The sequence below is a fragment of the Homoserinimonas sp. genome, assembly GCF_056262345.1.
In genome coordinates this window covers 1-11,673 of sequence record NZ_JBACFR010000228.1, presented here as the reverse complement: position 1 = coordinate 11,673, position 11,673 = coordinate 1, and the positions used below count along the sequence as shown (strand labels likewise).

Sequence of the window (11,673 nt, the reverse complement as noted above, 5' to 3'; positions counted from 1 at the left end):
CCTGTCACCGCAGCAGATCCGTCCCAGGCCGAGCCGCCGCTCGCGGCCGTGAACCAGCCGACGAAGCTGTGATTGGCACGGATCGGAGCATCCGCCGGCACGGATGCGCGATCACCATAGAGAATCGTCTGCGATGGTTCGAAGCTGCCGCCGGCGCCCGTGTCGAAGGCGACCGTGTAGGTGTTGATCGCCCAGCGCGCGTAGACCGTCACATTTCCGGTCACTGCGGAGGAGGCATCCCACGCCGTCGAGCCGGCCGCCGTCGTCATCCAGCCCGCGAACGAATAACCCGTGCGCGTCGGCGCCGTCGGCATTGCGGCCGAGGATCCGTGCTCGACCGTCTGCGACGCAACCGCAGTTCCGCCATTCGAGTCGAACGACACCGTGTAGGTGTTGATCACCCAGCGCGCGTAAAGAGTCATCGGCCCCGTCACAGGTGCCGTTGTGCTCCACTCCGTCGTGCCGCCGGATGTGGTCACCCACCCCCAGAAGCGGTATCCCGACCTCGCGGGAGCGGCCGGCAGGCTGACCGTACGGCCGTGGGCGACCGTCTTCGACGAGACGGTACTTGCGCCTGGTCCGGTGTCGAATGAGACGGTGTAGGTGTCGGCTGTCCAGAGCGCGAACACGGTCGTGTCCGACGTCACTGGGGTGGAGGCGTTCCACACCGACGCGCCGCCCGGCGTCGTGAACCACCCACCGAACGTGTGCCCGAGGCGCGTCGGGAGATCGGTCGGCACAGCGGCTGTCGCGCCGTGAGCAACCGTCTGCGAAGGCACCGCACTGCCGCCCGAGCCAGTGTCGAACGACACCGTGTAGGTGGTGAGCGCCCAGCGCGCGTAGAGCGTTGTCGGGCCGGTGACGGGGGTCGCTGCCGTCCACTCCGTGCCGCCCGATACGGCAGTGAACCAACCGGCAAAGGTGTAATTCGCTTTCGCCGGCGCCGCGGGGAGGGCGAACGTCGAACCCTCCGGGACCGCGATCGCCGCGACGGCGCTTCCTCCCGTCGAGTCGAAAGTGACCGGATGCTCGGGCGCCTGCCAGCGGGCATGCCACGTGCTGGTGCTCAGCGCCGTCGTGGTCGCGAGTTGGGTTCCGCCCGTCTCCGCCGACCACCAGCCCGCAAAGGTGAAACCCGCTCTGGTCGGCGCGGCGGGGACGGCCATTCCTGCCGCCGAGAGAGTGGCGGCGAGAACCCGCACACTGCCGGGGCCGCCGGAGCCGCCCGCATCGTTGAAACTCAGAACAAAGTTGTTGCCGGATACGGCCCCCACGACCGGACCGGTGATGGTTCCGCTGTTGCTCGCGGTCGAACCGGCGGGGAAGGTGAGCCTTGCGTTCAGCACATTGAGGGTTCCCGCGTTGCTGAAGCTGCCCACGCCGTCTCGTGAGAACTGCACCACGGAGGTGACGTCGTCGTAGTCGTGCGCCGCGAGAAGGTTAACAACCGCGGTCGCGCCGATGGTGATGTCGACGGCGGCGTTGGGAATGCAGACGCCCCCGATGTCACTCGCCCACGCGCCGAGTACCCCTCCACACCACAGGCGTCCGGTCGCCCACACGTCTCCACTATTGATCTTGATCGTCGACGCTATTCCCTGTTCTCCTGCGCCGATACCCATGCCCTGGTACGGCAGCGCGGCTCCGGCCCTCACCGTGCCACCATTGATGGTGATGGGCGGCGCGACCGCCGATGCTCCGCTCCCCAGCGCGGCCCCGATGTAGCCGCCCAGCGCCGTCACCGTGCCGTCATTGATGGTGACCAGCTCAGAGCCGGCGGGCGCGCTGTCGCCCGTGCCGATACCGGCACTGCGGTAGTCGCCATTCGCTTCAATGGTTCCGCCATTAATCGTGATAGCACCATTCGCTTGCCCGTGGCTGCCGCCGATTCCGGCCCCGCCGCCACCCCCATTTGCCCGGAGAACACCCGGGCCGTTGATCGTGAGCGATGACCCCACTGGCACCTCGATGCCTGCTTTGCCCCCCGCGCTTCCTGCCGCCCCCGCACCCTGAACGGTGAGGGTGAACCCGGCGAGGTCGAGCACAACGTCGTTTAGATTCGGAATCTCGACGCCTCCGCCGCTGATATTTGCACCGAGCACGACAGTGCCGCCGAGGGTCAATGCCGATTGAAGATCGGCGTGCGTCGTGACCGCGGCGGCGGCAGCAGAAGCAGGGGGCGATGCTGCGTCACTCAGGATTCCGGCGCATACGAGGATTGCGACTAGCGCGCTCGCGACAAGACGTGAAATGGCGCGTCGCGCCGAAGTCGACAAAGTCATGCCACCAGCACAGCGGATGCATGCCTCCGGGACTAGGGAGAAAACTCCCCAATGAGCCAAATAAGTGGAACAGCGGCCCCTGGCTCAGGCGCGAGCGTCACGAGGACGAGGTCGCACGGGCGCAGCATCCGTATCGTCCCAGGCCTTGATGATCGACCACGCCACGGCGGCGATCGGCACGGCGAGGAAGGCGCCGATGATGCCGGCGAGCACGGTACCCACCGTCAGCGACACCAGAATGACGATCGGATGGAGCTTGAGCGACTTGCCGAGAACCTGCGGCGACAAGAAGTTGCCCTCGAGCTGGTTGACGCCGATGACAATGGCGACGACAACGAGGGCGGTCGTCAGATCATTCGTAACGAGGGCGACGAGGGCGGCGATCGTTCCCGTAACCGTGGCACCCACGATGGGGATGAACGCACCAATGAACACAAGCAACGCCAACGGCAGCGCCAAAGGAACCTGCAAAATCCACAGGCCGAGGCCGATCACGATTGCATCCACCGCCGCGACGATTGCTGTTCCTCGAACGTAGCCGCCCAGCACGCTCACGGCGCTGTTGCCGATGCGAGCCGCCCTGGAACGCTGCCGCGGCCGAAGCCCTCTGGTGACAAACTCCCACAGGAACGGGCCCTCCTTGAGAAAGTAGAACAGCAGAACGAGCATCAGCACGAGACTCGTGACGACCTCGATGGCGCTGCCCACGCCCGCGATCGCTCCCGAACTGAACTCCGGGCTTGTGAGGAACTTCACGACCGAATCTCGAAGGTCGTCGAGGCGAGACGTATCGATGCCCAGAGGGCTTGACTTCAAGAAATCCTGCACGGCATCGAGACCGTCACCCACCGACTTGACGAGTTTGGGCCATTCGCTGCGCACCCCGAAAACCACGAGGGTGATGATGCCGCCCAGCACTGCTAGCCCCAAGAGGAGCGCAATCCAGGTTGCCAGCAGCGCAGGCACCCTGTGCTTCACCATCCAGGACACAAGCGGTCGAACGGCGGACGAGATGATGAGGGCAAGGACCACAGGGACCACGACGACGGTGAGCCGAACGGCAGCCAGCACCACGATGGCAACCACTGCGATAACCAGGAGCACCTGGGCGCTGCGGATGCCCGCCCGGCCCAGCGAATCGACCCACAGGGGCCGCGGGGTATCCAGCAATACGGCGCGGTCCCCCGGGGAGAGATCAAGATCGCTGGGCGGCGGCGACTTCTGCTTGCTCAGTCTCATGCGGCACACGGTAGCCCCGACCGCGACTCAGCGGTGAAAACTGGTGGCGCTCAGCGCGCGTGCACTAGACGTCGATCGTCACTGCAGCCGCGCCTCCGCCACCAACGACGCGAGAAACGCAGCACGACATCTTGGCGCGTGCCTCCTTTTGCCGGTCGCTGTAGAACACATCCCGGTGATCGATCGACCCCTCAAGCTCGAGCACTCGCACCTCACAGAGCCCGCATTCGCCCTTGCGGCAGTCGAACATCATGTCGACCCCCTCGTCCTCGAGCACCTCGAGCATCGACCTGCCGGAGGGCACGACCGCCTCGACTCCCAGGCGCGGGATTCGCACGGTGAAGCTCTCCGGTGCGAACCAGCCGCTATTGCCAAACGTCTCGTAACGGAGCCGGGTGGCATCAAGGCCGCGGCCCTGCCACCGGCGGCGCACAGCATCCATCAATCGGATAGGCCCACACATGTAGAGCTCGGTCGATTCGTCGAGGCCATCGATGAGAGCGGCGACATCGAGGGATGTCCCTTCGTCGTCGATGTGGACGTCGAGACGATCGCCGTGGATGCCGCGGAGCCGCTCGAGGTAGGCCATCGCCCGGCGACTGCGCGCAACGTAGACAAAGCGGTAGTCGGCTCCGAGCCGGGCGAGCACACTGCCCATTCCGACGAGCGCCGTAATGCCCACGCCCCCGGCGAGCACCACGTACTTTTTGGCGCCCACCCGGAGGGGAAAGTTTTGCAGCGGCTGCGTCACCTCAAGCACCTCGCCCGCCCGCAGCGCGTGCATGAACAGCGAGCCGCCCCTCGACTGGGGTGCTCGCATCACGCTGATGGCAATGAGATCTCCCGACGCGCTCGAATCCACGATCGAATAGGAACGCCGGTGCTTCTCCGCGCCGATCGTGACCATCACGTCGAGATGGCTGCCCGGCGCTGCCACGACGGGCAGGCTCGGGCGCAGTTCGATGCGCTGGATGCCGTCGGCGACTTCTTCGACCGCCTGCACGCTTGCGGTTTGCCAGGTCTCGATATTGGTTGCCGCCATGATCGCGCCGCCTACCCTGCCGAGAGGGGACGGCCCTCTGCCTGCAGCATCCGCTCAAGCAGCCGGCGCACCCAGAGCCCGCCCGAGTCGATGTTGAGGTTGTAGAACTCGTAGTCGGGGTTGGCGTCGATTGCGGCCTGCTGCGCCTCGAGCATGGCCTCGTCCTCGCCGAACACCCCGAAAACTCCGTTGCGCAACTGCGTGGTGATGAGCTGGCTTTCGAGGCGATAGTTGCGCATGAATGCCCAGAAGTAGTGGCTCGTTCGCGCCGACTCCGGCGTGATCGTGTTCATCACATAGCCGTTGACGCCCTGGCTGCGGTCGCCCTCCGGAGCGCCCGTCCCGGCCTTGGCGACGCCAACGTCGATGCAAATGGTCGAGGGGCCCTCGAAGTGGATGATCTGCCAGCGGTCGACCTTGCCCTCGAAGCCCGGAAACTTGTCGCGCATGTTCTTGCGCCAGAAGGGCGGGGCATCGATGTTCAGCATCCAGCGCGTGACGGTGACGCGATTGCCCTCATGCGTGACGACAAACTCCGACTCGCTGAGCTCCTCCTGGCCGATGCTGGAGCTGTGCACGAACTCCTCATGCGTGAGATCCATGAGGTTGTCGAGCACAAGCTGATAGTTGCACTTGGCGTGGATCGTGAGGCCGTCGCCCGCCCACTCGTCCGAGCTCATCTGGCTCATGTCGGGCACCGTTGCCGGGTCGGCGAGAGTCGGGTCGCCGAGCCACACCCACACGTAGCGGTAGCGCTCGACAACGGGAAACGATGGCACGGTCGCGCTGGGGTTGATGGTCTCCTGCGCGGGCATCGAGACGCAACGGCCTGCACCGTTGTAGACGATGCCGTGATACGGGCACTGAATCTTGTCGCCGTCGAGAACCTTGCCGAGCGATAGCGGTGCGAGGCGGTGCCAGCAGGCGTCGGCCAGCGCGATGGGCGTGCCGTCTTCTGCGCGGTAAAGCGCAAGCTTGCGGTCGGCGATCGTGCGGGCGAGCGGCTTGCGGGTGACCTCGTGATCCCAGGCCGCGACATACCAGGCATTGAGCGGGTAGTTGAAGATCTTGGCTGTAGCCGAGCTCTCGGTGGCGGCAGCGTGGGCGGGGGCAGCGGATGTCATGGTCACCTCTTTGTGATCGAAAACGTCCAACTACCTATGGAGATAGGTAGTGGTAGGTTCACGATAGTCCCACGCGCCAGAAAAACGCAACGACCCCGGTCGGCATCGCCCCACAGTCGGCATCGCCCCAGTCGGCATCGCCCCAGTCGGCATCGCACCGCAAAGGAACGAAGCATGAGCCTCCGCCACGCCATCCTCGCCCTGCTCACCGTCGAACCCATGACCGGATACGACCTCTTTAAACACTTCGAATCATCCGTCGGCTACGTGTGGCACGCCCCGGATTCGCAGCTCTATCCCATGCTTCGGCGCATGGAAGACGAGGGCCTCGTCGATGGCGAAGAGGTCTCGTGGGGGCAACGCGGCAAGAAGCGCCGTTACACCGCAACGGCGGCGGGGATCGCTGAGTTTCGCCAGTGGATGAACACCCCGCTCGAATACACGCGCGAGAGAGACCCGATCCACCTCAAGGCCGCCTACTTCGAGTGGGCGGAGCCGGAATCCGCCCGCGCCCAGATGCTTGCGCACCGGGATCACTTTGCCGAACGCCTCGCCCAGTGGCAGCTCAAAGTACACGAGATCGACACGGGAACGAGCCCCATGCTCGCCAAACGGCTCGCCTCGATTCCTGCGGAAGAGCATGCGGCCACGGTGGCGTTCAAGCGCTTCACCTATGAAGGAATGATCGCCCACGCCCAGCAAGAGATTGAGTGGGCCGAGCGCGGGCTGGCGCTCATCGACCAACTGGCGCACTAGCACCACGCACAGACGCAGACGAACCCGCACGCTACGGGTTAACGCGAAATGGCCGACCCCGAGGGGCCGGCCATTCGTTATGCGGGGTGCTTAGACGGCGGTGCCGACGGGCTCTGCAGCCTCGTTGGCGGTTGCATTGCCGTGGCCGACCGCGGCAGCGATCGTGGCGCCGAGCGTGGAGTCAACCGACGTCCAGTACCAGATGAAACGAGCCTTGATCACGTCGATCGTGAGGGCGTTGTACTGGCCGATGAGCGTCTCGTGGAAGCGCGCCTTCGACTCGTCGGTGAACACCTCGCGGTAGAGGGTTCCCGCCTGGCCGAAGTCGTCGTCCTCGGAGTGCAGCGTCTGCGCGGCGCGGATGAGCTCGCCGTCAGACTCCCAGCCGCCCTCGCCGGCAACGGCAGGGTCAGCAACGGGGGTGCCGAACGAGTTCGGCACGTAGACGGGGACCGTCTCTGCGTTGAACTGGTACTGCATCTGGCCCTCGTGCTGGTAGTTGCGCGCCTCGGATGCGTGCGGCTGGTTCACCGGCAGCTGGTTGTAGTTCGCGCCGATGCGGTTGCGCTGGGCATCCGGGTAAGCGAAAACGCGCGCCATGAGCATCTTGTCCGGGCTGATGTCGATGCCGGGGACGAGGTTCGACGGCGAGAATGCCGCCTGCTCGATCTCGGCAAAGAAGTTGCGCGGGTTGCGGTTGAGGGTGAAGTGACCGACCGGGATGAGCGGGTAGTCCTGGTGCGACCAGGTCTTGGTCATGTCGAACGGGTTGAAGCGGTAGGTCTTGGCATCCTCGTAGGGCATGACCTGAACCGAGACATCCCACGTCGGGTAATCGCCGTTGGCGATCGCCTCGAACAGGTCGCGACGGTAGTAGTCAGCGTCGGCACCGGCGATGCGCTCGGCCTCTGCGGCCTCCATGAGCTCAACGCCCAGGCGGGACTTGAAGTGGTACTGCACCCAGAAGCGCTCGCCCTCGGCGTTGATCCACTGGTAGGTGTGCGATCCGTAGCCGTTGAGGTGACGCCACGACTTGGAGAGACCGCGGTCACCCATGAGGTACGTGACCTGGTGGGCCGACTCGGGCGAGAGGGTCCAGAAGTCCCACTGTGCGTCTGCGTTGCGGAGACCCGTTGCGCCCATGCGCTTCTGCGAGTGGATGAAGTCGGGGAACTTCATGCCGTCGCGGAGGAAGAAGACGGGGGTGTTGTTGCCGACGACGTCGTAGTTGCCCTCGGTCGTGTAGAAGCGAAGCGCGAATCCGCGAACGTCGCGCCAGGTGTCGGGCGAGCCCTGCTCGCCGGCGACGGAGGAGAAACGCAGAAGCGTCTCGCTCGTGGCGCCGGGCTGGAAGACAGCCGCCTTCGTGTACTTGGACACGTCTTCGGTAACGGTGAATTCACCGAATGCTCCGCCGCCCTTGGCGTGGGGGTTGCGCTCCGGCACCCGCTCGCGGTTGAACGATGCGAGCTTCTCTACGAGAAAACGGTCGTGCAGTGCGGTGATTCCGTCGGGACCGTTCGTGAGCGAAAACTCATCGCTCGCGATCGGCGCTCCGGCCTGGGTGGTCGTGTAATTGCTCACGATTGCTCCTTGGTTGTTGTTGTGGACGTTGAAAGAATTAGGCAGCGCACGAGGGGCACAGGCCCCAGAAGGTGACCTCGGCCGTGTCGACGGTGAACCCGTGATCGGCGGAGGGGGTGAGGCAGGGCGCGTGCCCAACCGTGCATTCAACATCTGCAACAGCACCGCACTGGCGGCACACGATGTGATGGTGATTGTCACCGTGCTGCAACTCGTAGAGGGCAGACGATCCCGCCGGCTCGATCTTGCGCAGAAGACCGGCGGTGGTCAGCGCCGCGAGGACCCCATACACAGCCTGGAGCGAGGTGCTCGCCAGGTCCTGACGCACGATGCCGTAGATCGTGTCGGCATCGGCGTGGGGCTTCTCTTCGAGGGCACGCAGCACGGCAAGACGGGGCTCGGTCACTTTGAGACCGGCGCCGCGGATGCTGTCAACGAGCATCTCTGTTCTAACCGTGTGCATGCATCCATTCTAGGCTTATTTTGAGTAATTCAAAATAAGGATGCCCTAACTTTTAGGCGGATACGCAGGGAGTAGCCAGCCCTCACCCGCAGCTAGACTGAAACCACCCCATCCGTGCGACGTCTTTGGAGTTTCAGGTGCCCGTAATCGTTGTCGAGGTAATGCCCAAGGCCGAACTTCTCGACCCCCAGGGCAAGGCCGTCGCCGGAGCCCTCCACCGCCTGGGCAAGACCCACTTCGGTGACGTGCGCATCGGCAAGCGCTTCGAGGTCACGGTTGACGAGATTTCGGATGCCGTTGTCGCCGAGGTGCGGGAGCTCGCCGAGACGATGTTCTCGAACTCTGTGATCGAGGATGTCGTCAACATCATCCTGCCCGCGACCGAGACAGCGGGAGAGACGCACTAGTGACCATGCGCATCGGCGTCATCACGTTCCCCGGCTCGCTCGACGACCGCGACGCGCAGCGCGCGGTGCGCCTCGCCGGCGGCGAGCCCGTAGCCCTGTGGCACGGCTCGCACAGCCTTGAGGGCGTTGACGCTCTCGTGCTCCCTGGCGGCTTCAGCTACGGCGACTACCTGCGCTGCGGGGCGATTGCCGCACGGTCGCCCATCATGGCCGAGGTCATCGACGCCGCAAATTCCGGCATGCCGGTGCTCGGCATCTGCAACGGTTTTCAGATGCTCGCAGAAGCTCACCTCGTCGACGGCGGCCTGATTCGCAACGACCACGGCCAGTTCATCTGCCGCGACCAGGTGCTCCGCGTCGAGAACGCTTCAACCGACTGGACCGGCGACTTCGCCCAGGGCCAGGAGATCACCATTCCCCTCAAGAACGGCGAGGGCGGATTCATCGCCGATGCCGAGACGGTTGCCCGCCTCGAGGGTGAGGGTCAGGTCGCGTTCCGCTACGTGGGCGTCAACCCGAATGGCTCCGTCAACGATATTGCTGGCGTCTCGAACAAGCGCGGCAACGTTGTCGGCCTTATGCCGCATCCCGAGCACGCGATCGAGGAGGGCTTCGGGCCTGACACGAGCGCCGCGATGCGCAACGGCACCGACGGGCTCGCCTTCTTCACGAGTGTGATCAAGCAGTCATTGGTCTCCGCCTAACCTCATGCCCCTTGCCGACAAACTGTCGGCAACCATGACTTACACTGGAGTCTCCCGATCAAAAGGAGCCCGTTCGTGACCGCCTCACGCATCGCCCCACAGAGCGTCGCCAGCGCCCGATTTACCCCCAGCGCGCTCTACCGCGTCGTCTCGATCGCCGAGGCGATCACCTGGACCATCCTCATCACGGTCATGGTGCTCAAGTACGGCTTTGGCATCGAGGGCTGGTACACGTTCACGGGTGGGCTCGTCCACGGCTTCGTCTTCATCACGTATGGCGCAAGCGTGATCGTCGTCGGCCTCAACCAGAGGTGGCCCATCGGGCGCATCCTCTTTGGCATTGTGACCGCCATCGTTCCCTACGCCACGGTGCCGTTTGACCTGTGGCTCGAGAAGCGCAAGCATCTCGTCGGCCAGTGGCGCACCGAGAAGACCGACGACCCCAGGGACGCCGGATGGGTCGACACCCTCCTGCGCTGGTTCCTGCGGCATCCGCTGCTGCTGGGCACCGTCATGATCCTTGCCGTGATCGCGGTCGTCAGCGTGCTGCTGATTCTTGGCCCTCCTGGCGAGTGGGGACAGTAACCTCCGACCGCCCGCGGATGACAAAGCCGAACGCGAGCGCCACAAAGAACATCAGCACGCCATAGACGGCGGCCGGCAGGCTCATTTCGACGCTGCCGATCACGGTCTGTGCGATTACGATCGCGAGCGTCGCGTTGTGGATGCCGATCTCGAACGAGCTGGCGATCGCCTGCCTGCGTTCGATAGAGAACATCCGGGGCACAAGGTAGCCGACGGCCAGGCTGATCACGCAGAACAGCACCGTGATGCCCGCCAGCTGCGCGGCATTGGCGAGCAGCAAATCAAGGTTCGTCACGATCGACCCGGCGATGACGACGATCAGAATGATGACGGACGCGATGCGGACGGGCTTGTCCATGGCATCGGCAAACGACGGCTTCCACCGGCGAACGAGCATGCCGAGCACGACGGGTGCCAGCACAATCGCGAATACCTCGACCATCTTGTTGAGCTGCAGGCCCAGGGTGTTATCCCCCGGCAAGAAGACGGCGATAGCGAGGTTGGTGATGAGCGGCAGCGTGACGACCGCGATCACCGAGTTGAGTGCCGTGAGAGAAATGTTGAGCGCAACATCCCCTCGAAAGAGATGGCTATAGAGGTTGGCGGTCGTGCCGCCGGGTGAGGCCGCGAGCAGGAGCATGCCCACCGCGAGCACGGGCGGCAAGTTGAACAGCATCACCAGGCCGAAACAGATGGCGGGCAACAGCAGAAGCTGGCAGACGAGGGCAATCACCACCGCCTTCGGATGCTTTGCCACGCGAGCGAAATCGCCGAGCGTGAGCGAGAGCCCCAGCCCGAACATGATGATGCCGAGGGCGACGGGCAATCCGATAGTGGTCAACGCTGATCCCATGGCCACATGGTGTCGTATATCGACGGCCGTGGCTAGACCAAGCTGACGGATGCCTCAGCGGCGATAACCCGTCGCCGAGAACCACACGTGGCGAGACCCGGGGTGCCGAGCCCCGCCACGTGTCGCTGGCCTGCCTAGTTGAGCGTGGCCGTGGTCACGCCGAAGCCCGCGATGTACTCCGGGATCGGGCGGTAGAACGAGTAGTCGACGGTGTAGTCGCCGACCGCACCGAGGGCGGCGTAGGCCGCGATCCAGGTGCGCACCTCGTGTGATGAATTGCCCGCGATCTCGCTCATCTCGGCGGGAGTCCACGCGTCGATGGGGGACAGGTCACCCGACGCGAGGATGCGCATGAGCTCCTGATCCCATTCGGGAGCGAGGGGCTTGACCACGCCAACGCCCGCGGCGAAGTCCTTCGCGGCGTTGATCACCCGCTGCTGGCGAGCATCCCGCGCCTCGGGGGTGAGATGACGTCCGCCGCCCAGGAGGGCCTCGCGAACCTCGGGGGTTGCCGTCGCGATCTGCGGAACGGGCGGCTCGTGCGAGAGCCCGCCGGAGCCGATCACCAGCACCTTTTTGTCGGCGAGCCGCTCGGCGATAATCGCACCGAGCTCCTCACCCAACTGGCGGATGC

The 11,673-nt window shown here is 64.8% G+C and carries 12 protein-coding genes; 4 read left to right on the top strand and 8 right to left on the bottom strand.

What is annotated here, in order from left to right:
* From AC062T_RS11130 to AC062T_RS11115, 4 genes are all read right to left on the bottom strand, one after another.
* The coding region (locus AC062T_RS11130) for an InlB B-repeat-containing protein (protein ID WP_476030036.1) at positions 1-2,282 on the bottom strand (2,282 nt) is incomplete at its 3' end.
* Positions 2,283-2,366: 84 nt separating this feature from the next.
* Complete coding sequence (locus AC062T_RS11125; protein ID WP_476030034.1) at positions 2,367-3,521, bottom strand: AI-2E family transporter; 1,155 nt, start codon at positions 3,519-3,521, stop codon at positions 2,367-2,369.
* Between the two features lie 64 nt (positions 3,522-3,585).
* Complete coding sequence (locus AC062T_RS11120; protein WP_476030032.1) at positions 3,586-4,563, bottom strand: PDR/VanB family oxidoreductase; 978 nt, start codon at positions 4,561-4,563, stop codon at positions 3,586-3,588.
* 11 nt (positions 4,564-4,574) lie between these two features.
* Positions 4,575-5,687, bottom strand: coding sequence for an aromatic ring-hydroxylating oxygenase subunit alpha (locus AC062T_RS11115; protein WP_476030030.1), 1,113 nt, complete (start codon positions 5,685-5,687; stop codon positions 4,575-4,577).
* 174 nt (positions 5,688-5,861) lie between these two features.
* Here AC062T_RS11115 and AC062T_RS11110 point away from each other — a divergent pair, with 174 nt between their 5' ends.
* Positions 5,862-6,443 (top strand): helix-turn-helix transcriptional regulator, encoded by a 582-nt coding sequence (locus AC062T_RS11110; RefSeq protein WP_476030028.1) that lies wholly within the window; start codon positions 5,862-5,864, stop codon positions 6,441-6,443.
* Between the two features lie 90 nt (positions 6,444-6,533).
* Here AC062T_RS11110 and AC062T_RS11105 read toward each other — a convergent pair whose 3' ends face one another.
* Both AC062T_RS11105 and AC062T_RS11100 read right to left on the bottom strand, forming a co-directional pair.
* Positions 6,534-8,030 (bottom strand): catalase, encoded by a 1,497-nt coding sequence (locus tag AC062T_RS11105; RefSeq protein ID WP_476030040.1) that lies wholly within the window; start codon positions 8,028-8,030, stop codon positions 6,534-6,536.
* A gap of 34 nt (positions 8,031-8,064) precedes the next feature.
* Positions 8,065-8,490 (bottom strand): Fur family transcriptional regulator, encoded by a 426-nt coding sequence (locus tag AC062T_RS11100; RefSeq protein WP_476030026.1) that lies wholly within the window; start codon positions 8,488-8,490, stop codon positions 8,065-8,067.
* A gap of 137 nt (positions 8,491-8,627) precedes the next feature.
* Here AC062T_RS11100 and purS point away from each other — a divergent pair, with 137 nt between their 5' ends.
* The 3 genes from purS (at position 8,628) to AC062T_RS11085 (ending at position 10,186) form a co-directional block, all read left to right on the top strand.
* Positions 8,628-8,897 (top strand): phosphoribosylformylglycinamidine synthase subunit PurS, encoded by a 270-nt coding sequence (purS, locus tag AC062T_RS11095; RefSeq protein ID WP_476030024.1) that lies wholly within the window; start codon positions 8,628-8,630, stop codon positions 8,895-8,897.
* A gap of 5 nt (positions 8,898-8,902) precedes the next feature.
* Positions 8,903-9,601 (top strand): phosphoribosylformylglycinamidine synthase subunit PurQ, encoded by a 699-nt coding sequence (gene purQ, locus AC062T_RS11090; protein WP_476030038.1) that lies wholly within the window; start codon positions 8,903-8,905, stop codon positions 9,599-9,601.
* Between the two features lie 75 nt (positions 9,602-9,676).
* A complete protein-coding gene (locus AC062T_RS11085) occupies positions 9,677-10,186 on the top strand; it encodes a DUF3817 domain-containing protein (protein ID WP_476030022.1) in 510 nt (169 codons plus the stop codon).
* Here the strand turns inward: AC062T_RS11085 and AC062T_RS11080 are convergent.
* Together AC062T_RS11080 and AC062T_RS11075 are read right to left on the bottom strand one after the other, a co-directional pair.
* The gene (locus tag AC062T_RS11080; RefSeq protein WP_476030020.1) at positions 10,140-11,039 is read right to left on the bottom strand and encodes a bile acid:sodium symporter family protein; all 900 of its coding nucleotides are present in this window, start codon (positions 11,037-11,039) and stop codon (positions 10,140-10,142) included. The genes AC062T_RS11085 and AC062T_RS11080 overlap by 47 nt on opposite strands.
* A 134-nt stretch (positions 11,040-11,173) precedes the next feature.
* Positions 11,174-11,673 (bottom strand): DODA-type extradiol aromatic ring-opening family dioxygenase (locus AC062T_RS11075; protein ID WP_476030018.1); only part of this gene is annotated, 500 nt, incomplete at its 5' end.

Coding starts and splice junctions, on each gene's coding strand:
- AC062T_RS11115 (WP_476030030.1), bottom strand. CDS start 5,687: ATGACATCCGCTGCCCCCGCCCACGCTGCCGCCACCGAGAGCTCGGCT.
- AC062T_RS11110 (WP_476030028.1), top strand. CDS start 5,862: ATGAGCCTCCGCCACGCCATCCTCGCCCTGCTCACCGTCGAACCCATG.
- AC062T_RS11100 (WP_476030026.1), bottom strand. CDS start 8,490: ATGCACACGGTTAGAACAGAGATGCTCGTTGACAGCATCCGCGGCGCC.
- AC062T_RS11120 (WP_476030032.1), bottom strand. CDS start 4,563: ATGGCGGCAACCAATATCGAGACCTGGCAAACCGCAAGCGTGCAGGCG.
- purQ (WP_476030038.1), top strand. CDS start 8,903: ATGCGCATCGGCGTCATCACGTTCCCCGGCTCGCTCGACGACCGCGAC.
- AC062T_RS11125 (WP_476030034.1), bottom strand. CDS start 3,521: ATGAGACTGAGCAAGCAGAAGTCGCCGCCGCCCAGCGATCTTGATCTC.
- AC062T_RS11080 (WP_476030020.1), bottom strand. CDS start 11,039: ATGGGATCAGCGTTGACCACTATCGGATTGCCCGTCGCCCTCGGCATC.